This window comes from Sinorhizobium sp. BJ1 (assembly GCF_002531555.1).
Classification (GTDB): Bacteria; Pseudomonadota; Alphaproteobacteria; order Rhizobiales; family Rhizobiaceae; genus Sinorhizobium; species Sinorhizobium fredii_B.
Genome location: NZ_NWTH01000006.1, coordinates 247,817 through 272,548, shown reverse-complemented (window position 1 = coordinate 272,548; position 24,732 = coordinate 247,817). Strand labels below are relative to the sequence as shown.

At 63.7% G+C, this 24,732-nt stretch carries 25 protein-coding genes and 1 pseudogene; 15 read left to right on the top strand and 11 right to left on the bottom strand.

Going from position 1 to position 24,732, the window contains the following annotated elements; translation table 11 throughout:
• Positions 1-99: 99 nt before the first annotated feature.
• From CO676_RS11835 to CO676_RS11820, 4 genes are all read right to left on the bottom strand, one after another.
• Complete coding sequence (locus CO676_RS11835; RefSeq protein WP_097521214.1) at positions 100-552, bottom strand: helix-turn-helix transcriptional regulator; 453 nt, start codon at positions 550-552, stop codon at positions 100-102.
• A 151-nt stretch (positions 553-703) separates the two neighbouring features.
• Positions 704-1,333, bottom strand: a complete 630-nt coding sequence (locus CO676_RS11830) for a LysE family transporter (protein WP_179875464.1) — start codon at positions 1,331-1,333, stop codon at positions 704-706.
• The gene (locus tag CO676_RS11825) at positions 1,333-1,803 is read right to left on the bottom strand and encodes an Lrp/AsnC family transcriptional regulator (protein WP_179875463.1); all 471 of its coding nucleotides are present in this window, start codon (positions 1,801-1,803) and stop codon (positions 1,333-1,335) included. The genes CO676_RS11830 and CO676_RS11825 overlap by 1 nt, the downstream gene beginning before the upstream one ends.
• A gap of 42 nt (positions 1,804-1,845) precedes the next feature.
• A complete protein-coding gene (locus CO676_RS11820; RefSeq protein ID WP_097521209.1) occupies positions 1,846-2,922 on the bottom strand; it encodes a LacI family DNA-binding transcriptional regulator in 1,077 nt (358 codons plus the stop codon).
• A gap of 240 nt (positions 2,923-3,162) precedes the next feature.
• Between CO676_RS11820 and CO676_RS11815 the strand changes: the two genes are divergently transcribed.
• The 7 genes from CO676_RS11815 to CO676_RS11785 all read left to right on the top strand — a co-directional run bounded on the left by CO676_RS11815 (position 3,163) and on the right by CO676_RS11785 (position 10,979).
• A complete protein-coding gene (locus CO676_RS11815; RefSeq protein WP_097521207.1) occupies positions 3,163-4,155 on the top strand; it encodes an autoinducer 2 ABC transporter substrate-binding protein in 993 nt (330 codons plus the stop codon).
• A gap of 225 nt (positions 4,156-4,380) precedes the next feature.
• Positions 4,381-5,895 carry a sugar ABC transporter ATP-binding protein gene (locus tag CO676_RS11810; protein ID WP_041414262.1) on the top strand — a complete coding sequence of 505 codons (1,515 nt, stop codon included), beginning with the start codon at positions 4,381-4,383 and terminating at the stop codon, positions 5,893-5,895.
• Positions 5,888-6,886 carry an ABC transporter permease gene (locus tag CO676_RS11805; protein WP_097521205.1) on the top strand — a complete coding sequence of 333 codons (999 nt, stop codon included), beginning with the start codon at positions 5,888-5,890 and terminating at the stop codon, positions 6,884-6,886. Before CO676_RS11810 ends, CO676_RS11805 begins: the two co-directional genes overlap by 8 nt.
• Positions 6,883-7,881, top strand: a complete 999-nt coding sequence (locus CO676_RS11800) for an ABC transporter permease (protein ID WP_097521203.1) — start codon at positions 6,883-6,885, stop codon at positions 7,879-7,881. Before CO676_RS11805 ends, CO676_RS11800 begins: the two co-directional genes overlap by 4 nt.
• Before the next feature lie 2 nt (positions 7,882-7,883).
• Positions 7,884-8,732 carry a sugar phosphate isomerase/epimerase gene (locus CO676_RS11795; RefSeq protein WP_041415304.1) on the top strand — a complete coding sequence of 283 codons (849 nt, stop codon included), beginning with the start codon at positions 7,884-7,886 and terminating at the stop codon, positions 8,730-8,732.
• A 77-nt stretch (positions 8,733-8,809) separates the two neighbouring features.
• Positions 8,810-10,282, top strand: coding sequence for an FGGY-family carbohydrate kinase (locus tag CO676_RS11790; protein WP_179875462.1), 1,473 nt, complete (start codon positions 8,810-8,812; stop codon positions 10,280-10,282).
• Entirely contained in the window at positions 10,275-10,979 is a 705-nt protein-coding gene (locus CO676_RS11785) for a class II aldolase/adducin family protein (RefSeq protein WP_097521199.1), read from the top strand. Before CO676_RS11790 ends, CO676_RS11785 begins: the two co-directional genes overlap by 8 nt.
• A 153-nt stretch (positions 10,980-11,132) precedes the next feature.
• On the opposite strand, the gene CO676_RS11780 is transcribed toward CO676_RS11785, so the two are convergent.
• Positions 11,133-11,363: a hypothetical protein gene (locus CO676_RS11780; RefSeq protein WP_097521197.1), complete on the bottom strand. Its 231-nt coding sequence runs from the start codon at positions 11,361-11,363 to the stop codon at positions 11,133-11,135.
• Positions 11,364-11,918: 555 nt separating this feature from the next.
• Here CO676_RS11780 and CO676_RS11775 point away from each other — a divergent pair.
• The 8 genes from CO676_RS11775 to CO676_RS11740 all read left to right on the top strand — a co-directional run bounded on the left by CO676_RS11775 (position 11,919) and on the right by CO676_RS11740 (position 19,806).
• Positions 11,919-13,082: an isovaleryl-CoA dehydrogenase gene (locus CO676_RS11775; protein ID WP_097521195.1), complete on the top strand. Its 1,164-nt coding sequence runs from the start codon at positions 11,919-11,921 to the stop codon at positions 13,080-13,082.
• A gap of 50 nt (positions 13,083-13,132) precedes the next feature.
• Positions 13,133-14,740, top strand: coding sequence for a carboxyl transferase domain-containing protein (locus tag CO676_RS11770; RefSeq protein WP_097521192.1), 1,608 nt, complete (start codon positions 13,133-13,135; stop codon positions 14,738-14,740).
• A gap of 16 nt (positions 14,741-14,756) precedes the next feature.
• Complete coding sequence (locus tag CO676_RS11765; RefSeq protein WP_014763892.1) at positions 14,757-15,140, top strand: RidA family protein; 384 nt, start codon at positions 14,757-14,759, stop codon at positions 15,138-15,140.
• 17 nt (positions 15,141-15,157) lie between these two features.
• Complete coding sequence (locus CO676_RS11760; protein WP_097521190.1) at positions 15,158-17,146, top strand: acetyl/propionyl/methylcrotonyl-CoA carboxylase subunit alpha; 1,989 nt, start codon at positions 15,158-15,160, stop codon at positions 17,144-17,146.
• A complete protein-coding gene (locus CO676_RS11755) occupies positions 17,143-18,012 on the top strand; it encodes a hydroxymethylglutaryl-CoA lyase (RefSeq protein ID WP_097521187.1) in 870 nt (289 codons plus the stop codon). Before CO676_RS11760 ends, CO676_RS11755 begins: the two co-directional genes overlap by 4 nt.
• On the top strand, positions 18,009-18,794 hold the full coding sequence (locus CO676_RS11750; protein WP_097521186.1) for a crotonase/enoyl-CoA hydratase family protein: 786 nt from the start codon (positions 18,009-18,011) through the stop codon (positions 18,792-18,794). The genes CO676_RS11755 and CO676_RS11750 overlap by 4 nt, the downstream gene beginning before the upstream one ends.
• A gap of 93 nt (positions 18,795-18,887) precedes the next feature.
• Complete coding sequence (locus tag CO676_RS11745; protein ID WP_097521184.1) at positions 18,888-19,259, top strand: DUF2384 domain-containing protein; 372 nt, start codon at positions 18,888-18,890, stop codon at positions 19,257-19,259.
• A 52-nt stretch (positions 19,260-19,311) separates the two neighbouring features.
• On the top strand, positions 19,312-19,806 hold the full coding sequence (locus tag CO676_RS11740; RefSeq protein WP_097521249.1) for an RES domain-containing protein: 495 nt from the start codon (positions 19,312-19,314) through the stop codon (positions 19,804-19,806).
• Positions 19,807-19,810: 4 nt separating this feature from the next.
• Here CO676_RS11740 and CO676_RS36020 read toward each other — a convergent pair whose 3' ends face one another.
• The 6 genes and pseudogenes from CO676_RS36020 to CO676_RS11715 all read right to left on the bottom strand — a co-directional run bounded on the left by CO676_RS36020 (position 19,811) and on the right by CO676_RS11715 (position 24,729).
• Entirely contained in the window at positions 19,811-20,131 is a 321-nt protein-coding gene (locus CO676_RS36020) for an FAD-linked oxidase C-terminal domain-containing protein (protein ID WP_245424301.1), read from the bottom strand.
• Positions 20,132-20,234: 103 nt separating this feature from the next.
• A pseudogene (locus CO676_RS36015) lies at positions 20,235-20,669 on the bottom strand (FAD-binding oxidoreductase); the annotation flags it as partial.
• 169 nt (positions 20,670-20,838) lie between these two features.
• Complete coding sequence (locus tag CO676_RS11730) at positions 20,839-21,948, bottom strand: sulfate/molybdate ABC transporter ATP-binding protein (RefSeq protein WP_097521182.1); 1,110 nt, start codon at positions 21,946-21,948, stop codon at positions 20,839-20,841.
• A gap of 15 nt (positions 21,949-21,963) precedes the next feature.
• Positions 21,964-22,851, bottom strand: coding sequence for a sulfate ABC transporter permease subunit CysW (gene cysW, locus CO676_RS11725; RefSeq protein WP_097521180.1), 888 nt, complete (start codon positions 22,849-22,851; stop codon positions 21,964-21,966).
• Complete coding sequence (gene cysT / locus CO676_RS11720) at positions 22,841-23,698, bottom strand: sulfate ABC transporter permease subunit CysT (RefSeq protein WP_097521178.1); 858 nt, start codon at positions 23,696-23,698, stop codon at positions 22,841-22,843. Before cysT ends, cysW begins: the two co-directional genes overlap by 11 nt.
• A 5-nt stretch (positions 23,699-23,703) precedes the next feature.
• On the bottom strand, positions 23,704-24,729 hold the full coding sequence (locus tag CO676_RS11715; RefSeq protein ID WP_097521248.1) for a sulfate ABC transporter substrate-binding protein: 1,026 nt from the start codon (positions 24,727-24,729) through the stop codon (positions 23,704-23,706).
• Positions 24,730-24,732 lie beyond the last annotated feature (3 nt).

Below are 24,732 nucleotides of genomic sequence, written 5' to 3'. Positions count from 1 at the left end.
GCGGCCTCCGCAAAAGGAAACGTTAAAGACCGCGCCGCGTGCCTTGTGCGAAGGCGACCGATTGTCCTCTTGCTCTTGAAGCCGACGACCGGAGGTTGATCAGCCGTGCAAGGGTTCCGTATGGTGGGCCGCCGACGATACGGCCGTCTGTTCCGTCTCGCCCGACTGCGCCATGGCGGCGACGAGAGCGATGATCTTCTTCCGCAACACCGGATCGGCGATCTTCAGGAAGGCGCGGTTGAGGGCGATACCCTCTTTCGAAGCGACGAAGGAAGAAATTTCGTGCGACTCATGCACGTCGGCCGCAGTCTCGCGCGACTGGGGCCTTTCGTCCTGCTGAAAGAAAAAGCTCGGATGAACGCCGAGAATATCGGCGATCGCCTGCAAGCGGCTCGCGCCGATGCGGTTCGTGCCCTTCTCGTATTTCTGCACTTGCTGGAATGTGATGCCGAGACCGTCGGCGAGTTTTTCCTGGCTCATTCCAACCATCAACCTGCGCATTCGGACCCGCGAACCGACGAAGGTATCGATAGGATTTGGATTCTTCTTCATCTGCGATTCTCCTCGCGATCTTTCATCCCAGTTATATATAAGTCTGCTCGAATACGCGAGCGGATGCAATCACTGCGCGCTAAATTCTACGGTTGAAATGGCGCTTTTGCGGCACGGGTGCGTGGCGCCCGTCGGTAAACGTCAGACGCGGTCAGAACTCGGCCAAGTTGAGCGCAGCCGAAGCAAGAGCGGCTAGACCGAAAGCGATGAGGACGAGCCCCGAGATGCGCGAGGTCCAGGCGGCAAAACCGTCAGGCAGCCTAGTCTTGGCGAGGGCGACACCACCGCTAAGAAGAAACCACCAGCCGAGCGATCCGAGGAAGACACCGGCGACAACGATCGCCGCGCTCATTCCATCGCCAACGGCGGCGAAGCCGAAGCCCGCAAAGATCGCGGCGAAGGTCAGGATGGTGGTCGGGTTCGCCATCGTCAGTAGGAACGTCGCAGTCGTCATGTGCAACAGATCACGGACGCCGATTACGGCCGCCGCCGCAACCGGCCGGGGCTTCAATCCGCGCCAGCCGAGCCACAGCATGAAGGCACCGCCGACGAGCCCGAGAGGAACCGAAAGCGTCGAGAGAAAGGTCGCGAAAACCGCGAAGCCCGCAGCCGCAATTAGCGCGTAGGTTGCATCGGCAAGCGCCGTCCCGAGACCGCCTGCGACGCCGGCCCAGAAACCGCGTTCGAGCGTGCGGCTGATGCAAAGCGTGCCGATCGGTCCAAGCGGCGCGGCGATGGCAAGCCCGAGAAGCAGTCCCTTTGCAAAGAGCAATGCGGTCATCATCTCTCTCGTTTCGCTTCGTCCGCCGCAGGCAAGGTGACGGGTCGTTCCGCGGCGGTGGAGAGCGCGATGACGGTCTCGCTCCGGGCGAGATAGCGGCGCGCTTTCAGTTCCGCCAGAAACGGTTCGATGTCGCCGAGCGCCGGCATGCGCACCTTGGCACAATAGGACCATGCGCCAGTCACGTGGTGGCACTCCGCAACCGCCGGATGCGAGGCGATGAAGCTGCGGAACTCGCTCTCGTCGGCGTCGGTCGCCAGGGCGATCCAGACGAAGGCAAGCACGTCGAAGCCGAGGATCCGGTGGTCGACATCGAGCGTGAAGCGGCGGATGACGCCATTTGTCACCAGACGGCGGATGCGTTCGTTGACCGCCGAGGGAGAGAGGTCCACCGCCGCGCCTATGTCAGTCAAAGAGGTGCGGGCGTCTTCGGCAAGGATTCCAACGATTTTTCTGTCTGTAGCGTCCATTGCAGAAAAATATATGGAAATGACGAAGATGTACAGAGGATGCTAAGTCTTACCCAGCGACAGGTCGATGTCCTTCAGGGCGTCGAGTGGACCCGTAAGTGCCGTCCTCGGCGGCACGAGCTCCGGCTCGACGAGATGTATTCGCGGCGCCGCCCGAGGTTGGTCGATGACCTCGAAGGCCTTGGCGATCATCCCCTCGACATTTTGCCGGATCATGATGACGGGGAAGGGCAGGAACGAGGCGAAGGGATCGTAGTCGTAACAGCCGACGACGAGGTCCTTGAAATTGTCGTGCGGATGCTCGGCCATGAAGCGCAGCAAGCCTTCGAAGTTGATCGACGAGTTGACGAAGAGGCCGCGGGGCAACTTGCCATGCCCCGCGTAGAAGGCCTCGAAAGCCTTTCGCGCGTTGTTCGCGGCGTAGCCGGTCGGCTGGATGCATTCGTCTGGATCATCCCCGAGCAGTTCCTGTTTGACGGCACGGAAGCCGCGGATGCGCTCGTGGCTCGCATGGTCGTTGCGGCCGCCAAACAGATAAAGGTCGTTCGGCTCGAGCGGGCGGTCGGCGGAAAAGTGGCGGATGATCGCTTGGGTCAGGAGCCGGCCGCCTTCGAAATTGTCGCTGATGACGGACGGGACCTTCGTGCCGGGGAGGTCGATATTGATGTGCTTCAGCCCGGCCGCCTCGCAGACCTCGTGGACCCCGTCCGGATCCGTCGCGCCGCAGATGAACAATTCGTCGATGGAATAGGAGATCAGCGTTTCGGCCGTCCTGCGCTCCTCATCGGGATCGCGGCTGGCGCTGACCACGATCGGGCACTGGCCCTTGCTGCGCACATGCGCCTCGAAGGTCTGGGCGAGAGAGGAGAAGTAGCGGTTGTCGTGCACGGGTAACAGCAGCCCGACGAGTCCGGAGCGCGAACTGCGCAAGCCGCGTGCCTGGCGGTTCGCCGTATATTGGTGTGTCTCGGCGAGGCTGCGGATGAGTTCGGCGGTGCTTTCCTTGATGCGCCGCTTGCGCCAGGTGCCGTTCAGCACTGCGCTCACCGTCGAGGGCGAACTGCCCGAGAGCACCGACAGATCGTAGATCGTCGCCTTTTTCTTGCCGCTGTTCGCCATCTGAGCCTCCTCGAATCTCTTAGAGCCGATTTCCGCTTGACGAAGGATTAAGTCTGCAGGATAGTCTTTGCACCATCGATTGTGCAAATGAGAAATATCAATTGTGCAGTGCTTTGGGTCGTCTGAGGAGGCGGCGGTCAGCGGCGGGAAATTTGCTTCTCGTCAATGGAGGATTGAACTGGAGGCCGGCGCGTCAGCGCCCGGGAGAGTTCCCGCTGCGGGAACCTGTGGAGGAGAGACATGATCAAGACATTTCTTGCTGCCGCTCTGGCGGCTTCGCTTTCGCTCGCCGGTGCCTTTTCTGTCGCGGCGCAGGATGCGCCGAAGGTCGGCGTGGTGGTCAAGATCGGCGGCATTCCGTGGTTCAACGCCATGGAAGCGGGTATCAAGGAGCGCGGCCAGAAGCTCGGCCTCGACGCCTTTATGGTGGGCCCCACCAGCGCCGACCCGGCGCTGCAGGTCCGTGCCATCGAGGATCTGATCGCCCAGGGTGTGAAAGTCATCGGCGTGGTGCCGAATGACGCCAAGGTGCTCGAGCCGGTCCTCACCAAGGCCAAGGAAAAGGGCATCATCGTCATCACGCATGAGTCCCCAAGCCAGAAGGGCGCCGACTGGGATTTCGAGCTTGCTTCATCTCAGGGTTTCGGTGAGGCGCATGGCAAGCTGCTCGCAGAGAAAATGGGCGGTAAGGGCGAATATGCGGTGTTCGTCGGCTCGCTGACCGTACCGCTGCACAACGCCTGGGCAGATGCGGCGATTGCCTATATCAAGAAGAACTATCCTGAGATGACGCTGGTCGGCGAACGCTACGGCGTCGCCGAGGACGTCGACAAGAGCCGTTCGACGGCCCTCGACCTGATCTCCGCTCACCCGAACCTGAAGGGCTTCCTCGCCTTCGGCAGCCAGGGCCCGATCGGCGCCGGTCGCGCCATCGAAGAACGCCGTAAGGTGGGTGAGATCTTTGTTCTCGGTCCCTTCTCGCCCGGACAGGGCCAGAAGCTGGTGAAGTCCGACGCGATCTCCGGCGGCTTCATGTGGAATCCGAAGCAGGCCGGCGAAGTCTTTGTAACGATGGCCGATAAGCTCCTCAAGGGCGAGGAGATCAAGGACGGCGACGAGATCGAGGGACTCGGCGTGGTCCATCCGGATTTCCAGAACCGCAACATCATCGTCGACCAGCTCGTGCCGATCAACAAGGACACGGTCGCCGATCTCGCTGCGATGGGTCTCTAGACCGCAACGGCTTCGGGCGGGATGCCGCGCCGTGCATCCCGCCTACAGCGCCGCGCGTCTTATCAGATGCGCAAAGATCGCTGTAGCACTTTGAATTGCTGCATGTCTTTGTCCTTAAATCGAGGTCGATTCAAGGAGACATGCAGTAGGGTTCTCCCGGCTGCTGGGCCGGCTCCGGCCGGCCTGGCACGTCTCTTGAAACGAAGTTCGACAGGCGCAGGGTCCATGCATCAGGCAACGAGCGCGACGGTCGGCGAGAAGCCGCTTCTGTCCCTCCGCAACATCAACATGACCTTCGGTGGCGTCAAGGCGCTGAAGAATGTGAGCTTCGAGGTGCGCCCCGGCGAAGTGCATTGTCTCGCCGGCGAGAACGGCTGCGGCAAGAGCACGCTGATCAAGGTGATCACAGGCGTCTATCGCCCTGCGGATGGCGCAGTCATCGAATATGACGGCGAGACTTACGCGCATATGTCGCCGGTCACCGCTCAGGACCGCGGCATCCAGGTGATCTGGCAGGATCTGGCGCTTTTCCCGGAAATGAGCGTCGCCGAGAATATCGCCTTCCACGAGGTCCTCGGACGCCGCCCGCGTCTCGTCGACTACGGTCGCATGCGGCGGATTGCCATCGACGCGCTCGGCCGCCTTGGCGTCAGTCTCGACGTCGACCTGCCGCTCAAGGAATATGCGATTGCCCAGCGCCAGATCGTGGCGATCGCCCGCGCACTCATTGGCGAGGCAAAGCTCGTCTTCATGGACGAACCGACCGCATCGCTCACGCAGTCCGAGACCGACCACCTCCTCGATATCGTCCGCAACCTTTCCGCCTCCGGCGTCGCCGTCGTTTTCGTCAGCCATCGACTGGCCGAGGTTCTGGAGATTTCAAGTCGCATCACGGTGCTGCGCGACGGCGCGCTGGTTGGCGTCTATCCCGCCGCCGGCATGACACAGTCGCGGATCACCGAACTGATGACCGGCAAGACATTCGACCAGCACGTCCGCGCACGCCCGAAGGACGATCAGCCTGTCGTGCTCGAGGTTCGTGGGCTGACCCGACCGGGCCAATTCGAAGACATTTCGCTGACCGTCCGCCGCGGTGAGACGGTCGGCATCACGGGCCTGCTGGGGGCAGGGCGGACCGAGCTGGCGCTCGCCCTGTTCGGCATGCTGAAGCCCGCCTCGGGCTCGATCAGCATCGAGGGCAAGGAAGTGCGCTTCGGCTCGAACCGTGAGGCGATCAAGGCTGGAGTCGCCTATCTGTCGGAGGACCGGCTGTCGCTCGGGCTCATCCAGCCGCAGCCGATTGCCGACAATCTGGTGATCGCCTCATTGCGCAAGATCCTTTCCGGAGGGCTGCTTTCGGAAGATCGCAAACGCAGCCTCGTGTCGCGCTGGATCGCCGATCTCGGCGTCAGGATCGGCCGCCAGGCCGATGCCATATCGACGCTGTCCGGCGGCAACCAGCAGCGGGTGGCGATCGCCAAATGGCTCGCTACTGACCCGAAGCTCCTGATTCTCGACTGTCCGACGGTCGGCGTCGATGTCGGTGCTCGCGCCGGCATCTTCGACATTGTTGCCAAGCTCGCCGAGAGCGGCCTTGCGATCCTCCTCATCTCGGACGAGGTGCCGGAGGTCTATTTCAACGCCGACCGGGTGCTGCACATGGCGCAGGGCCGCATCGTCGGCACCTATGATCCGCGCCAGACGCGGCTGGAAGACATCGAGGCGGCCGTCTATGCGTAGCCTGATCCGCACTCACGCGACCGAGTTCTCGTTGCTGGCGGTGATCGTCGTCATCAGCACCGTGCTTTCCTTCGCCACGGCGAACTTCTTCTCGCTCGGCAACGCCTTCGACCTCCTGAACATCAGCGCCGTCAACATTATCTTCGCGGTCGGTCTTCTGGTGGTGCTCATCGCCGGCGGCATCGACATCTCCTTTGCCGTCGCCGCTTCCGTCGTCCAGTATTGTACGGTGATCGTGCTCGGCTGGATCGGCGAAGGCGGCTGGGTATCCGGACTCCTGATCGCCGGTTCGCTCGGCGTGCTGCTCGGCTGCCTCAATGCTTTCCTGATCCACCGCTTCCGGATCATCTCGATCGTTGCGACGATCTCCACCTTCAACATCTATTTCGGGCTGCTGATGTTCTTCACCCGGGGCGTGTCGATCTATGATCTGCCCGACTGGCTGACCGACCGCGTCATCCTCTTCGAGCATGAAATGCCGGACGGGACCTGGATCGAGATCACGCTGCCCGTTCTCGTCATGGCCATCTGCGTCGTCGCGACCTGGATGCTGATCACGCGCACCACGGTCGGCCGCCAGCTTTACGCCTTCGGCGACAATCCGGAAGGGGCGCGTCGCTTCGGCATCAATATAGGCGCCATGCAGTTCATTGCTTTCGGCTGGCTCGGCCTGATGGCCGGCATCGGCGGCCTCATTCAGGCGCATTATGCCCAGGAGGTGGTGCCGAACGCGCTTTACGGCCGCGAGCTCGACGTGCTTGCCGCGGTAGTCCTGGGCGGCGCCCGCCTCGGCGGCGGCAAGGGCTCGGTGCTCGGCTGCGTGCTTGGCGTGCTCTTGATCTCGATCACCCAGAACGGCCTCAACTTGATGGGCGTCTCGCCCTTCGCCTTCAAGATGATCGTCGGCGCCATCATCCTGGTCGCCATCACCCTTTCGAACACCCGGATAGAGCGCTTGCTGCCGCTCGTCGGTCGGGGGACGGGACGATGACCACGATCCTCGAACGCGTCAAAACCGCTCTGGGGCCCGAAATGGCCGGTCCCGGCCTCGCCTTCGTTGCCGTCCTCCTCGTCTTCGGCATTGCCTCGCCGCAATTCCTGAGTGCGGCGACCTTCGGCTCGGTCGCCTTCCAGCTTCCGGAGCTGGGCTTGCTGACACTCGCCATGCTGCTGCCGATCCTCACCGGCGGCCTCAATCTGGCAATCACCTTCACGGCGAATATCTCTGGGCTGACGCTCGCCTGGGTCCTCAGGGAAAACGGCGGCGTCGATGCCGGTGTCGGTATCTTCATCGTCGGCTGCCTGCTGGCGCTCATGGTCGGGGCCGCAAGTGGCGTCGTGATGGGCCTGGTGATCGCCTTTACTCGCGCCCACCCGATCCTCGTGTCGCTGTCGATGATGATCTTCCTGCGCGGCCTCGGCGAATTCCTGACGCGCGGCGGCGATATCTCCGGTTTCCCCGCCTTCGTTGGGCCGATCGGCCACGGCTCGATCACCGGCATTCCCGTGCCGCTGATCGTCTTCATCGTCTGCGTGCTCGGCTGGCACGTGCTGCTCGGCCGCACCAAACTCGGCTTCAACACCTATATGATCGGCTCCAATCTCGAGGCGACCCGCTATTCCGGCATCAATACCCGCAAGGCGATCGTGCTCGTCTACACACTCTCCGGCGTGATGTGCGCCATTGCCGGCATCATCATGCTGGCGCGGTTCAATTCGGTGCGCATCGGCCACGGCGAATCCTATCTGCTGATTACCGTGCTTGCCTGCTTCCTCGGTGGCGTCAATCCGTTCGGCGGTTTCGGCCGGGTGATCCCCGTCTTCGTGGCACTGGTGGTGCTGCAGCTCCTTTCGTCCGGGCTCAATCTCATTGGAGCCAACCAGCATCTCGCGACCGCCGTATGGGGCATCCTGCTCGTCGGCGTGATGATCCTTCGCTGGGTCGCTTCGAGGATCAAGATTTCAATCGTCAGAAGAGGATCATGACCATGCAGGGTTTTGGCGTCCATACGAGCATGTGGACTATGAATTGGGATCGGCCCGGCGCCGAGCGGGCAGTCGCGGCGGCCGTCAAATATCAGGTCGATTTCATCGAAATACCGATGCTCAATCCTCCCGCTGTCGATACGGAGCACACCCGCGCATTGCTGGAGAAACACCGGCTGCGCGCGCTCTGCTCGCTCGGCCTGCCGGAGCGCGCCTGGGCCTCGGTGCGCCCCGATGCAGCGATCGACCATTTGAAGGTCGCGATCGACAAGACTGCCGATCTCGGCGGCGAGGCGCTCTCCGGCGTCATCTACGGCGGGATCGGCGAGCGGACCGGCGTGCCGCCGACCTTGGAGGAGTACGACAACATTGCCCGCGTGCTCGAGGCCGCTGCCAAGCACGCCAAGACGCGCGGCATCGAGCTCGGAGTCGAAGCGGTCAACCGTTATGAGAACCACCTGATCAACACCGGTTGGCAGGCGGTGAAGATGATCGAGCGGGTCGGCGCCGACAACATCTTCGTGCATCTCGACACCTATCACATGAACATTGAGGAGAAGGGTGTCGGCAAAGGCATCCTCGATGCGCGCGAGCATCTCAAATACATCCATCTGTCCGAGAGCGACCGCGGCACGCCCGGATACGGCACCTGCGGCTGGGATGAGATTTTTTCGACACTCGCGGCGATCGGCTTCACGGGCGGGCTCGCCATGGAGAGTTTCATCAACATGCCGCCGGAAGTGGCCTACGGCCTCGCCGTCTGGCGCCCGGTCGCGAAGGACGAGGAAGAAGTGATGGGCAACGGCCTGCCATTCCTGCGCAACAAGGCACGGCAGTACGGGCTGATCTGAAGAGACCTGCAGCGACGGCGGACCGGCTCAGCTGGACCGCCGCGCCGCCGATCGAGGGACAGGAAGTGGAGGCAGCGGTGAGCGACCGAGGAAATGCAGCGACGATGGTCGCCGTCCTCGACGTCGGCAAGACCAATGTCAAGCTCAGCGCCGCCGATGCGGACGGCACGATCATTGAGACACTCAGCGTTCCCAATCCCGTTCTTCCTGGCCCGCCCTGGCGCCATCACGACCTCGACGCCTTGGGTGAATGGGTCTTCGAGACGCTGGCGAGCCTCTCGCGCCGCCATGTCTTCAGCGCCTTCGTCGCCTCCGGACACGGCTCTGGCGGCGTCCTGACCGGCGCCGACCCGAATGCCGGCGATGGTGCCGTGCTGCCGATGATCGACTACGAGCAACCCCTGCCGGCCGACATCCGCGACGGCTATGCGCCGCTGGCCGGTTCCTTTCTCGATCGCGGCAGTGCCACGATGCACGGCGCCACGCATCAGGCCCGCCAGCTCTATTGGATGGAGGAGCGGGAGCCGGATGCGTTCGGGAAAGCCCGCTGGTACCTCGGCCTGCCGCAATATTGGGCCTGGCGGCTCTCCGGCGTCGCTGCCTCGGAAACCAGCTTTCTCGGCGCGCAATCACATCTCTGGAATGTCGCGGCAGATCGCTGGGCGCCGATCGTTGGCGCCCGCGGCTGGCAGCGGCTGATGCCGCCCTTCGCCAAGGCTTGGCAGACTCTGGGGCCGATCCGGCCTGAGCTCGCCCGCCGCTTCGGCCTTCCTGGCGCGTTAGCCGTGCTGACAGGCGGCCACGACAGCAGCCTCAATCACTATCGGTACCACGCTGCGGGGCTGCGGGACTTCACGGTGATCTCGACGGGGACCTGGATCGTCGGCTTTTCAGGCTCGACGCCAATCGAGCGGCTCGACGAGCACCGCGGCATGACCTTGAACAGCGATGTTTTCGGCAACCGGCTCGGCGGCATCCTGACCATGGGCGGGCGGGAATTTTCCCATATCGCCGGCAACGACCCTCCAGCCGACGACGTACCGGCGGAGGTTTTGGCGAGGCTCATCGGAGAGCGGATGTTCGCCCTGCCGTCCTTCGGTGACGACGACGGCCTGTTCCCTGGAAGTGCGGCTGCCGGTCGGTTTGTCGGACCGCCGGCCGAGAGCGCGATGGAACGCAAGGCGCTCGCGCTTCTCTATTGCGCGCTGCTGACCGCCGAATGCCTCGACGCGCTCGGTGACGACCGCCTCGTCGTGCTGGACGGCAGCTTCCTGCGCAATCCTCTCTATGCGCAGTCCGTGGCCGCCCTGCTGCCCGAGCGCGAGGTGCGGTTCAATCTCGATTCCTATGGTGTTGCGGCCGGCGCGGCGCTGCTTGCCGGTCACGAAACGCGCCGGCACCCCGCGCCGCTTCCGCTTGGCGAGCCGGCCGATCTCACGGAATTGAAGCCGGACCTTTGCCGCTATGGCGCCGAGTGGCGCAACCTTGCCCGCGCGGCGCCGAGTAAGCGAGACGAATTCGAACAGACGAAAGGAAGCTTCCATGGCTGAAACCCCGACGACCGACAAGCTGGCGCTGAGGCGCGAGATGGTGGACATCTGCCGGCGGATGAATTCGAGCGGCATCAACCAGGGCACGGCCGGCAATCTTTCGGTCCGCGCCGGCGACGGATTCCTGATCACGCCCTCTTCCATGCCCTATGACACGATGCAGCCGGAAGATCTGGTCGAGATGGATTTCAACGGAACCTATGTCGGCCATCGGCCGTCGTCCGAATGGCGTTTCCATCGGGATATCCTGCGCGCGCGCACCGATATCGACGTGGTGCTGCATTGCCACTCGATCTATGCGACGACGCTCGCCTGCCACCACAAGATCATTCCGAGCTTCCACTATATGACTGGGATTGCCGGCGGCACGACGATCCGCTGTGCCGGCTACGCCACCTTCGGCACGCAGGCGCTCTCCGACAACGCGCTCGTCGCGCTCAAGGATCGCACGGCCTGTCTGCTTGGCCAGCACGGCCAGATCTCGCTCGGCAAGACGCTCGAATCGGCGCTCTGGCTTGCGATCGAAGTGGAAACGCTGTCGCGGATCTATGTCCAGGCTCTCACCCTCGGCGAACCGCCGATCTTGCCCGACGACGAGATGGAGCGCGTCATCGAGCAGATGCGGCGCATGAGCTACGGCCAGGCGCCGGATGCGGAGGGTGTGAACGATTTTGCCCGCCCGCGCGGCACCGAGTGAGGGGACTCGCAATGCCATCTTGATTCCGACGGGATGGCGTTGGGTGAAGGAGTGTTTGGACTACGATCGGCATGGTACAGGAGCCCCCGACTGCGGCCAGCGTGACGTTGGGCTCGTCGGTCCTTAAGGGGACTTCGCCGCGCTGCCGTGGTGTCAAATTATCAATTGCACGATTTGAGAGAAGGGCGTCATCGCCCATTTGCCGCTGTCGTCCTTCGTCGTTCGATAGATGATGAAGTCCCGGCCGACGGTGAACTTTCCGTGCATGGTGATCTCATTGCCGGTTGAGAGAATCGCTCGGAGTTCGTTTGCATGACGCTGCTCGATTTGGTCGCTGATCAAATCAGCCAGAATCTGATCTAGAATTTCCGGTTTCGCAGTCATTGGAAGCCATCCAACTGTTGCCACAGGCAGGTTGTTGATGGGGCCATATTCCGAGGCCGTAGGCAAGGGCCACGGCCGGTCTAGTTGTCCGGAACAATCGTCGGCATGGCAGGCGGAGCCTCCTGCACTCCGGGATCGAGTGCGAGGATACTGACCACAAGAGCGATGAGGATGCAGATAAGCACGAGGAAGGCCATGCCTGCTTTGTCGGTACGCTTCGGCATGCCCCATATGGAGCGCTGAATGTGAGAAATTCGAGGCAATTCCCTTAGAGATCGGCGGGGCTCCGCATCTGTATCCGAAGCCAAGCAATGGCCCTCGCCAAAGACCGCCTACAACTCGTCCCAGCGTCTACGCCTTCCGCCGATCAAAGCATCGTTGCGCCGATTGCGTCCCTCCTTCTTTTGCAATTCGTGCTTGGCCGCCAAGCTCTTTGGAAGGAAATTAGCCGGCAGCGATGTTATCGTTCGCGAGAGGCCCGCGTAGCGGTAACATGAGCCGGCGCGTCCGCCCGACGAGGAGGAGATCGTCGGCGGGCGTCGGGAGGAGAATGGAATGTTTGAAGGTGGATTGAATTTCGCCCTTGGCGAGGAGATCGATGCATTGCGGGACAGCGTGCGCCGCTTTTCGTCCGAGCGGATCGCGCCGCTGGCGGACGAAACGGATCGCAGCAACGTCTTCCCGGCGCCGCTCTGGCGGGAGATGGGCGAACTCGGCCTGCTCGGCATCACCGCCGACGAGGCCCATGGCGGCGCTGGACTCGGCTATCTCGCCCATTGCGTCGCCATGGAGGAGATCAGCCGCGCCTCGGCGTCGGTGGGCCTGAGCTACGGGGCCCATTCCAACCTCTGCGTCAACCAGATCAACCGCAACGGCAATGCCGCGCAGAAGGCGAAATACCTGCCGAAGCTGATTTCGGGGGAGCATGTCGGGGCGCTCGCCATGTCGGAGCCTGGCGCCGGCTCAGACGTCGTCTCGATGAAGCTCAAGGCCGACAAGCGCGGCGACCAGTACGTCTTGAACGGCAACAAGATGTGGATCACCAACGGCCCGGATGCCGACGTGCTGGTCGTCTATGCCAAGACCGATCCGGCGGCCGGGCCGCGCGGCATCACCGCCTTTCTCGTCGAAAAGACCTTCCCTGGCTTTTCGACCGGCCAGAAGCTCGACAAGCTCGGCATGCGCGGCTCGAACACGTGCGAACTCATCTTCAAGGACTGCGAGGTGCCGGAAGAGAATGTGCTCGGCACGGTCGGCGAAGGCGTCAAGGTGCTGATGTCAGGTCTCGACTATGAGCGGGTCGTGCTTTCCGCCGGGCCGCTCGGCATCATGGCGGCTTGCCTCGATGTCGTCGTCCCCTATCTCCATGAACGCAAGCAGTTCGGCCAGCCGATCGGCGAATTCCAGTTGATGCAGGGAAAACTTGCCGACATGTATGTGACGATGAATACGGCACGCGCCTATGTCTATGCGGTTGCGGCGGCCTGTGATCGCGGCGCGACGGCGCGCAAGGATGCTGCCGGCTGCATTCTCTATGCGGCCGAGAAGGCAACCGCCATGGCGCTCGAGGCGATCCAGGCGCTCGGCGGCAACGGCTACACCAATGACTATCCGGCCGGCCGCCTGCTGCGTGACGCCAAGCTCTACGAGATCGGCGCCGGCACGAGCGAGATCCGCCGCATGCTGATCGGGCGCGAACTTTTTGCCGAAACGAAATAGCCGGGGACGCGGCGCACCGCTGGAATGAGGAAGGGCAGGGCTGGGGGACAATGACAATATTGCGATCGCACATCTCGCCATCCTCGGATGTGTTCAAGGCAAACCGTGCCGCTATGGCAGAGGCGATCTCGACGATAGAGGAAGCGGTGCGGCTGGCGGCGGGCGGCGGTGGAGAGACCGCACGCGAGCGCCATGTCAGCCGCGGCAAGCTCCTGCCGCGGGACCGGGTGGCGGCCCTCGTCGATCCGGGCACGCCCTTTCTCGAGATTGCAGCGACGGCCGCGCATGGGATGTATAATGGCGACGCACCGGCCGCCGGGCTGATTGCCGGCATAGGGCGGATTTCCGGCCGCGAATGCATGGTCGTCTGCAACGACCCCACCGTCAAAGGCGGCACCTATTATCCGGTGACGGTGAAGAAGCATCTGAGGGCGCAGGAGATCGCCGCCGAGAATAGGCTTCCCTGCGTCTATCTGGTCGATTCCGGCGGCGCGAACCTGCCGAACCAGGACGAGGTCTTTCCGGATCGCGACCACTTCGGCCGCATCTTCTATAATCAGGCCAACATGTCGGCGGCCGGGATCCCGCAGATCGCCGTGGTCATGGGCTCCTGCACGGCAGGCGGCGCCTATGTGCCGGCGATGTCCGACGAGACGATCATCGTCGAAGGTCAGGGAACGATCTTTCTCGCCGGCCCGCCGCTGGTGCGGGCGGCGACCGGAGAGGTGGTTTCAGCCGAGGACCTCGGCGGCGCCGACGTACATACGCGGCTCTCCGGCGTTGCCGATCACCTGGCGCGCGACGACCCGCACGCGCTGGCGCTCGCCCGACGCGCTGTCGCCGCGCTCAACCGCGAGAAGCCGCAATCCGTGGAGCTTCGCAAGCCGGAACCGCCGCTCTACGATCCGGACGAGATCGCCGGCATCGTCCCCGGCGACCTGAAGACGCCCTATGAAATTCGCGAAGTGATCGCCCGGATCGTCGACGGCTCACGGTTCGACGAGTTCAAGGCACGCTTCGGCACGACGCTCGTCTGCGGCTTCGCCCATATCCACGGCATCCCGGTCGGCATCGTCGCCAATAATGGCGTGCTGTTTTCGGAATCGGCGCTGAAGGGCGCCCATTTCGTCGAGCTCTGCGCCCAGCGCAGGATCCCGCTCGTCTTCCTGCAGAACATCACCGGCTTCATGGTCGGGCGCAAATACGAGACCGAAGGCATCGCCAAGCACGGCGCCAAGCTGGTGACGGCTGTTGCAACCGTGCAGGTTCCGAAGATCACCATGCTGGTCGGCGGCTCGTTCGGAGCCGGTAACTACGGCATGTGCGGACGAGCATTCTCGCCGCGCTTCCTGTGGACCTGGCCGAACAGCCGCATCTCGGTGATGGGCGGCGAACAGGCGGCGGGCGTGCTTTCGACCGTGCGCGGCGAGGCGCTCAGGCGCGCCGGGACTCCCTGGAACGAAGAGGAGGAGGCTCGCTTTCGCCAGCCGGTTCTCGATCTCTTCGAGCGTCAGAGCCATCCGCTCTACGCGTCGGCGCGTCTGTGGGACGATGGCGTCGTCGATCCGCGCAAGAGCCGGGAGGTGCTGGCGCTGTCGCTGTCGGCTGCGCTGAACGCGCCGGTCGAGGACACCCGTTTCGGCCTGTTCAGGATGTAGCGGGGAGGGCTGGGGAATGAAACGCGACAATATCAACGCCATGAGCGCGCCGCAGCCGCGCGGCGGCTATTCGCAGGCAGTCAGCATCGAGAATTTCCGGCGTCTGCTTTTCGTCAGCGGTCAGGTGCCGATGAACTCGAACGATGTCGTGCCGGAAGGTTTCGAGGCGCAGGCCCGCCAGATTTGGCTGAACGTTGATGCACAGCTGAAGGCCGCCGCCATGTCCAAGGCCGACATTGTCAAGGTCACGACCTATCTTGCCGACAGGCATCATCTCGTCGCGAACCGCGAGATCCGCAACGACTATCTGGGGGCGCTGGCGCCGGCGATGACGGTGGTGATTGCCGGCATCTTCGATTCTGCCTGGCTCCTCGAAGTCGAAGTGGTGGCGGCGCAGTAAAGCGGGAAGTGAGGCGCATGTTTTCGAAGCTCCTGATTGCCAATCGTGGTGAGATCGCCTGCCGCGTCATTCGCACAGCCCGTCGGCTCGGCATCCGCACTGTGGCCGTCTATTCCGATGCCGACGACGACGCGCTCCATGTGGCACTTGCCGATGAAGCGGTGAGGATCGGGCCCGCGCCGGCCGCCGAGAGCTATCTGTCGATCGAGCGCATCATCGCGGCGGCGAGAAGCGTCGGCGCGGACGCCATTCATCCGGGCTACGGTTTTCTTTCGGAGAATGCCGACTTTGCCGCCGCAGTTGAGGCCGCGGGCATGGTGTTCGTCGGGCCTTCGCCGGACGCGATCCGCGCCATGGGATTGAAGGACGCGGCCAAGGCGCTGATGGAGCGCGCCGGCGTTCCGGTCGTGCCCGGCTATCACGGCGAAGAGCAGGATGCTGCGTTCCTGACGGCGCAGGCTGCCGAGATCGGCTACCCGGTGCTGATCAAGGCCCGCGCCGGCGGCGGCGGCAAGGGCATGCGGCGCGTAGACCGGCCGGAGGATTTCGGCTCGGCGCTCGAGGCTGCCCGGCGGGAGGCCGAGGCAGCCTTCGGCGACGGCTCGGTGCTGATCGAAAAATATCTGTCCAGGCCGCGCCACATCGAGGTTCAGGTGTTCGGCGACCGGCAAGGCAATATCGTCCATCTCTTCGAACGCGATTGCTCGCTGCAGCGCCGGCACCAGAAGGTGATCGAGGAGGCGCCGGCACCGGGCATGACCGCCGAGGTGCGCCGCGCCATGGGCGATGCGGCGGTGAGGGCAGCGCGGGCGATCGGCTATGTCGGCGCCGGGACCGTCGAGTTCATCGCCGACGTGACGGATGGGCTCTGGCCGGATCAGTTCTTTTTCATGGAGATGAACACGAGATTGCAGGTGGAGCACCCGGTGACGGAAGCGATCACCGGCTTCGACCTCGTCGAGTGGCAGTTGCGCGTTGCCGCCGGGGAGCCTCTGCCGAAAAAGCAGTCCGACATCCACATAGACGGCTGGTCGTTCGAGGCGCGGATCTACGCGGAGGATCCCGCCAAGGGATTCTTGCCCGCAATCGGCCGGTTGAAGCACTTGCACTTTCCCGACGGCAATGTGCGGATCGACTCCGGGGTGCGGCAGCGCGACATGGTCACACCCTATTACGATCCGTTGATCGCCAAGCTCATCGTCCATGGCCCCAACCGGTCGGCGGCCCTTGGCCAATTGCAGGCGGCGCTTAAGGAATGCCGGATCGGCGGTACGGTCACCAATCTCGACTTCCTCATCCGCCTGACGGAAGAGCACGATTTCCGTTCGGGCAGGCCGGATACAGGGCTGATCGACCGCGAAATCGAGCGGCTGACGGCGCCGGTTGCGCCGAACGACGAGGCGCTGGCGCTGGCGGCAATCGTTGCGACGGGCGTGCTCGATCCCGTCGTCACAAGCGATCCATGGTCGTCGCTCGGCTATTGGCAGATCTGGGGCGACGCGCAGCGGACGGTCACGATCGAGCAGGGGGGAAGCCGCTGGGCCGCAACCCTTAGGGCGCGCGGACGCGACCAGTTCGCAGTGCATGCCGGGTCGAGTACTCTGCCGGTTCTGGTGCTCGAGCGGTTCGAGGACGGCGCCCGGCTGGAGGTCTCCGGGCAGAAGCGCTTGTTTCGCTTCCTCCGCGACGGCGAGACATTGACCTTGTTCCTCGGCGGCCGCAACTGGGTCTTCCACCTGCCGGATTCGCTTTCGGGCGGGCACAGCAGCGAGGTCGCCGATGACGAACTCATCGCGCCCATGCCAGGCCTCATCAAGCTGGTGCGCGTCGGCGCCGGCGAGGCGGTCTCCAAGGGCCAGCCGCTCGTCGTCATGGAGGCGATGAAAATGGAGCTGACGCTGTCCGCGACGCGGGAAGGCAAGGTTGCAAGCGTGCATGTCGCAGAGGGCGCGCAGGTCAGCGAAGGCACCGTGCTCGTCAAGCTCGACGAGGAGGCTGCCGAATGACGTCGCAGCAAGGCGAACATGTGACGATCGTGGAGATGGCGCCCCGGGACGGCCTGCAGAACGAGGCGAGGCTCGTCGATACCGGCGACAAGATCAGACTTGTCGACCTGCTTTCCGACTGCGGCTACGAGCGGATCGAGGTGACGAGTTTCGTCAGTCCGCGCTGGGTGCCGCAGATGGCCGATGCTCCGGCAGTAATGGCCGGAATTGCGAGACGCCAGGGCACGCGCTATGCGGCGCTGACGCCGAACATGCGCGGCTTCGAGGCCGCCCTTGCCTCCGGCGCCGACGAGGTAGCGATCTTCGCTTCCGCCTCCGAAAGCTTCTCCCAAAAGAACATCAACTGTTCGATCGCCGAAAGCATCGAGCGGTTCCGCCCGGTGGCGGAGGCGAGCCGCCATCACCGCCTTCCGCTGCGCGGCTATGTGAGCTGCGTCGTCGAGTGCCCCTATGAGGGTGCAATCGCGCCGGCGGCGACGGTCCACGTGGCGCGGCTGCTTGCCGACCTCGGCTGCTACGAGATCAGCCTGGGCGACACGATTGGGCGTGGTACCCCGGAAGCCATCGACGCTATGCTGGAAGCGGTGCTCGGCGAGATTGCCGCAACGAAGCTCGCAGGCCATTTCCACGATACGTCGGGTCGCGCACTCGAAAATATCGCGGTCGGACTCGAACGTGGGCTAAGGGTGTTCGACGCATCTGGCGGGGGTCTCGGCGGATGCCCCTATGCGCCGGGCGCAGCCGGCAATGTCGATACGGTCGCGGTGAACACTTTCCTGCAGAAGAGAGGTTTTTCGACAGGTCTCGATGCCGAAAAGCTCGATCGCGCCGCCGCCTTCGCGCGATCATTGAGGAGTGCGGCATGACTTATCAGACGATCCGTTACGCGAGCGATGAGCGTGGCATTGTACGGCTGACGCTCGCCCGCCCGGAAAAGCACAACGCGCTCTCTGCCCTGATGATCAGCGAACTCACGGACGTGGCGGGCCGGCTTGGAGCCGATGCGACGGTGCGGGCGGTCGCCCTCGTGGCAGATGGCAAAAGCTTCTGCGCAGGTGGCGACCTGGATTGGATGCGGCAACAGTTTACCGTCGACAGGCAGACGCGGATCGCCGAGGCGACGCGGCTGGCGATGATGTTCAAGGCGTTGAACGAGATGCCGAAACCCTTGATCGCGCGCGTCCATGGCAACGCCTTCGGCGGCGGCGTCGGGCTGATCAGCGTGTGCGATGCCGTCATCGCAGAGAACGGGGCAAAATTCGGGCTGACAGAAACCCGCCTCGGGCTCATCCCGGCGACGATCAGCCCCTATGTCATCGCCCGGATCGGCGAGGCACGGGCGCGGCCTCTGTTTATGTCCGCGCGGATTTTCGGAGCCGAGGAGGCGAAAGCCGCCGGACTGGTGTCGATGGTTGTCAACGTCGCCACGCTGGATGCGGCCGTCGAAGCGGAAGTTGCGTCCTATCTGGCGGCGGCGCCGGGGGCGGCCGGCCGCGCCAAGCGGCTCGCTCGGTCACTCGGGAGCCCAATTACCGACGCCGTCATCGCCGCCACGATCGAACAACTCGCTGACACATGGGAAACGGACGAAGCCCGGGAAGGGGTTTCCGCCTTCTTCGGACGCCGCGAACCTTCCTGGCGGACCTGAGCCTTCCGGCCAAGGTTTCGAATTGTGCTTGAATTGAGCGGCAACTGATCCTATTTTCATGATGAACTGATCAAAACAGGATCGAGCTCTGTCATGGTGGCGGTCGATTTCCAAATACCGGCGGCGCGTTTCGGGGATGATCACTCCCCGTTCCTGTCGGCGCGCCTTGTCGCCGATCGGCTCGGCGTCACGCTTGCCGAACTCGCCAAGCTGATTGGCGTCGCGCGCAATACGCTGACGGCAAAGTCCGGCGCGCGCAAGGTCGACAGCGCCTTGAGCAAGGTCGTTCGCATTCTTGCCATGGCATCCGAGATGGCGGGAGACGAAGCGCGCGCCGTCATCTGGTTCAAGCACCAGCCGATCCCCGGCTGGGCCGGCAAGACCGCATTCGACCTGGTCGGCGAAGGCAAGGCCGACAAGGTCCTCGCCTATCTCGAAGCCATCCGCGCCGGCGTCTACGCTTGAGAGCGGGACGAGGAAACGCGTGAGCGGTTCTCCGCCTGCGTCGGCCGGGCCGATGACGCTCTGGCGCGCCTTCGTGCCGCGCTGGGCCCATATGCCGCTTTCCGGCGACGGCGCCGCCCGCTTCGGCGGCCGATGGAATCCGATCGGCACCCCGGCGATCTATGCCGCACGCGAACTTTCCACCGCCTGGGCGGAATACAATCAAGGCTTCGTGCAGCATCCGGCGCTGATCGTGCAGCTCGAGCTTCGCGATGCGAAGCTGGTGGATCTCACGGATGGCGATGTCCTTGCCGAACTCGGACTCGAGGAAACCATTCACCGCTGCGAGTGGCGCGACGAGCTCGATAGGTGCTTGTTGCCGCCGACGCACAAGACCCACTCCGACCTTTTGAAGCGCGGCTACGACGGTGTCATTTATCCGTCCTACATGTCACCCGGCGGCACTTGTGTGGCCCTCTGGCGCTGGAACGGGCGCGGCGGCCCTCAACTCGAGGTCATCGACCCGGAAGGCCGGCTGCCGAAATCGCCAGCGTCGTGGCTTGAGTAAGTCATCATCGGCCAAGTACCTTGCCGGGATTCAAAATACCGTTGGGGTCGAGCGCAGTCTTGATGCGCCGCATCACCTCGAGCTCCGCAGGGCTGCGGGAGCGGTCGAGAAAGTCGCGTTTCAGGATGCCGATGCCGTGTTCCGCAGAGATCGCGCCGTGGTAGCGGTCGACAAGGCATAGACGATCCCGTCGACCTCGTGTAGCGTCTCGGCGTCCGCGTCCGGCACCGAGAAGGGCGATGTGCAGGTTGCTGTCGGCGACGTGGCCGAAGAACGAGATATGGGCCGAAGGAAACGCCTCGCGGAGGGCGGCGCCGCACGCCAAAGCACGGTGCCATCGGCCAGTACGGGCTCGAGGCCAAGCACGTTGTTTCGAGGCCAAGCACGTTGTCGCGCGTCACACCGTGGCGGATGATCCGGATGCCGCCGGCATTGGTGGCGAGATTGCCGCCGATCTGGCAGGAGCCGCGGGCGCCGAGATCGATTGGCAGCAGGAATCCCGCTTCCTCGGCGGCGCGCGGCGCCACTTCGAGCGGCGTTCCGGCAAGCACCGTCATCGTTGCGGCGGCGCTGTCGATCTCCTCGATGCCGCTCATCCGCTCCAGCGAGATGACGATATCGTCTGCGTCCGGATTGGCGCCGCCGGCAAGACCGGCCATGCCGCCCTGCGGCACCACGCTCTGGCGGTGCTCGTTGCAGATGCTGAGGGCGGTGGCGACGTCGGCCACGCTCGCCGGACGAATGACGACCTTCGGCAGGCTGCGTCCGCTCAGGCTGGCATCGCTGCGATAGCGGTCGCCGATGCGGTCGCCGGTCAGTAGGACGTCGCCGAGGGTTCGGACAAGCTCTTCGATGACGGTCATGAGGTGGCTCCAAAGGCGATGGGCAGCCGGTTGCGGAATCCCGAGCCGACGCTATCGCTCTGATAGAACAAACGTCATCCCGGCACTACAGCGCCGTGTTCTTTTCAGAAGCACAAAGGTCGCTGTAGCACTTCGAATCGCCGCATGGCGGCACGTCTGCGACGCCCGTTCAGGTGCCGGTGCGTGCCAATTCGCTCGCGGGTACTTCCACCCGTTGCGGGATGGCTGCTAAGCCGCCTTGCTTGCGGAAAAGCGTCCATTTGGTCGGCCGGAAGGCGATGCGGGTGTGGTCCGTCGAGGAGGCCCGTTCCGGCGGCAGTTCGATCTCGACCGAGGGATGGGTCTTGCCGAGATCGAGCTCCAGGTGCCGGGTGCCCGCGACGCGTCGGCTCGCCGCGACGAGGCCGGCGAGACAGCCGCCGCAACCGTCGATGAGCTCGATGTCGTGCGGGCGGAAGTAGAGGGTCGCCGCCCCGTCCGGTTCGCTTGCGGCACGCAGGCCGATCGGCCGGTCCTCGAACCAGATCTCTCCGCTCGAAAGCGTGACGTCGATGCAGTTCGACTGACCGATGAAGCCGTAGACGAAAGGCGACACCGGGCGGTCGTAGATCTCGTCGGGCGTGCCGACCTGCTCGATCGCACCCTTGCTCATTACCACGACGCGGTCGGCAAGCTCGAGCGCCTCCTCCTGGTCGTGGGTGACGAAGACCGTCGTATGGCCGGTGCGGTCGTGGATCTCGCGCAGCCAGCGGCGGAGCTCCTTGCGAACCTGCGCGTCGAGCGCACCAAAGGGTTCGTCGAGCAGCAGGACGTTCGGTTCCACGGCCATGGCGCGGGCGAGCGCCACGCGCTGGCGCTGGCCGCCGGAGAGCTGGGCCGGATAGCGCTTTTCCAGGCCGGAAAGCTGCACCAGTTCGAGGAGATCGAGGGCCCGGCGGCGGATCTCGGCGGCCGGCGGACGCCGGCTGGAGGGCCTGACCTTCAGCCCGAAGGAGACGTTGTCGAGCACGGTCATGTGCCGGAACAGCGCATAGTGCTGGAAGACGAAACCGATGTTTCGCTGCTGCACACTCTTCCGCGACGCGTCCTCGGCGCCGAAGAAGATCGTCCCGTCGGTTGGGCTTTCGAGCCCGGCGATCAGCCGCAGCAGCGTCGTCTTGCCGGAGCCGGACGGGCCGAGCAGCGCGATCAGTTCGCCGGACCGGATGTCGAGCGATACGTCGTCGAGCGCCGGAAAGCGGCCGAATTCCTTGCGTATGTTCTGGACGCGGACTTCCATGGATGTCTGGACCTTTCAATGCCTGCGGCTGGCAGCGATCTCGTCGCTGTAACGAAGTTCAAGTGCCGTCTTCAGAACGAGCGTCACCAGCGCCAGAAGCGCAAGGACTGTCGCCACCGCGAATGCGGCGACGAAGTTATACTCATTATAGAGGATTTCGACCTGCAAGGGCATGGTGTTCGTTTGGCCGCGAATATGACCGGAAACCACGGAGACGGCGCCGAACTCGCCCATCGCCCGGGCATTGCAGAGCAGCACGCCGTAGAGCAGGCCCCATTTGATGTTCGGCAGCGTCACATGCCAGAAGGTCTGCCAGCCCGTCGCCCCGAGCGACAGCGCCGCTTCCTCGTCGCTCGTCCCCTGCTCCTGCATCAGCGGGATGAGTTCGCGGGCAACGAACGGAAAGGTGACGAAAACCGTGGCAAGCACAAGGCCCGGCACGGCGAAGAGAATCTGAATGCCGTGCTCCTGCAGGAAGGGGCCAAGAGCGCTGTTGGCGCCGAACAACAAGACGAAGACGAGGCCCGAGATCACCGGCGAGACGGAGAAGGGCAGGTCGATCAGGGTCGTTAGGAACGCCTTGCCCTTGAACTCGAACTTGGCGATCGCCCAGGCGGCCGCCACTCCGAAAATAAGGTTCAGCGGGACGGAGATCGCGGCGACGGTCAGCGTCAGGCGGATCGCCGAAAGGGTCTCGGGATCGCGAAGCGCCGTCGCGAACTCGACCGGTCCCTTGCGAAACGCCTCGATAAAGACGGTCGCCAAGGGTAAGAGCAGGAAGAGGGCAACGAAACCGAGCGCAACGATGATCAGCGTGAGACGCGCAAATCGCGTTTCGGAGGTTGCCGTTTTCACGATTTTGGATGGCGCCGCCGTCGGCGCTGAGCTGGTATCAAGCGCCATTACTGTATCTCCGTCTGCTCCAGGACTGGATCGTGTTGATGATGAGCAGCATGATGAAGGAGAGGACCAGCATCACCGTCGCGATAGCGGTCGCAGCGGGATAGTTGAATTCCTCCAGACGGATAATGATCAGCAGCGGTGCGATCTCCGAGACATAGGGCAGATTGCCGGCGATGAAGATCACCGAACCGTACTCGCCGACGCCGCGGGCAAAGGCAAGCGCAAAGCCGGTCAGTCCGGCCGGAAGCAGACCCGGCAGCAGCACCCGGCTGATCGTTTGATACCGTTTGGCGCCGAGCGTCGCGGCCGCCTCTTCGACCTCCTTGTCGATTTCCTCCATGACGGGTTGAACCGTGCGCACCACGAAGGGCAGACCGACGAAGACGAGCGCCACGACGATGCCGGCCGGCGTGAAGGCGATCTTGATGCCGAGCGGTTCGAGGAGCGAGCCGATCCAGCCGTTCGGCGCATAGAGCGCCGTCAAGGCGATGCCGGCGACCGCCGTCGGCAGCGCGAAGGGCAGATCGACCATGGCGTCTATCACCCGCTTGCCGGGAAACCGATAACGCACCAGCACCCAGGCGAGAATGACGCCGAAGATGAGGTTGACGACCGCGGCGATGAAGGCCGTGCCGAAGCTGATCGTCAACGCGTTGACGGTGCGCTCGTCAAGGACCAGTGCCATGAAATTGGACCAGCCGAGGCCACTTGAGCGCCAGATCAGGCCGGAAAGGGGGATGAGAACGATGAGGGTAAGCCATGTCAGTGTGACGCCGAGCGCCAATCCGAAACCCGGAAGGACGCTCGGCTGCCGAAACCGCCATCGCGTGCTGCTGCGAACGGCCATTGGGTTTATTGTCCCGGCTTGTAGATCTGATCGAAAACGCCGCCATCGGCGAAGAATTTCGGTTGAGCTTCCTTCCAACCGCCGAATTCGTCAATAGTGACCAGTTTGAGATCGGCGAAGCGGGCCGTGTCCTTGGGGTCCGCCAGTTCCGGCTTGAACGGCCGGTAGTAGTGCTTGGCGGCGATCTTCTGCCCGGCATCGCTGTAGAGATAGTTGAGGTAAGCTTCGGCCACCTTGCGGGTGCCCTTGCTGTCGACATTGCCGTCGATGAGGGCCACCGGCGGCTCGGCCTTGATCGAAATCGAAGGCGTGACGATCTCGAAATTGTCGGGGCCGAGTTCTTCGAGAGAAAGATAGGCTTCGTTCTCCCAGGCGAGCAGCACGTCGCCGAGTCCCCGCTGCACGAAGGTGGTGGTTGCGCCACGCGCACCGGTATCGAGGACCGGAACGTGCTTGAAGAGCTGCGTCACATATTCCTGCGCCTTGGCATCGTCGCCGCCGTTGGCGGCACGCGCCCAGGCCCAGGCGGCCAGGAAGTTCCAGCGGGCGCCGCCCGAGGTCTTCGGGTTCGGGGTGATCACCTGAATGTCTTCCTTGGTCAGGTCGCCCCAGTCCTTGATGCCCTTTGGATTGCCCTTGCGGACCAGAAAGACGATTGTCGACGTATAAGGAGCACTGTTGTTGTCCAGGCGGCCTTTCCAGTCGGCCGGGATCTTGCCGGTCGCCTTGGCGATCGCGTCGATGTCGGCCTCGAGCGCCAACGTCACCACATCGGCTTCGAGGCCGTCGATCACAGATCGAGCCTGCTTGCCCGAGCCGCCATGCGAGGTCTGGATTGTTACGGTTTCGCCCGTATCGGCCTGCCACTTTTCAGCGAAGGCGGCATTGAAATCCTTATAGAGTTCCCGCGTCGGATCATAGGACACGTTCAGGATTGTCGTATCAGCGGCGGCAAGGCCGATCGAGCCGAGCTGCAGGCTTCCGACCAAAAGTGCTAGTTTCACTATTCCGGCAAGTCTTTTCGAACTCATGTC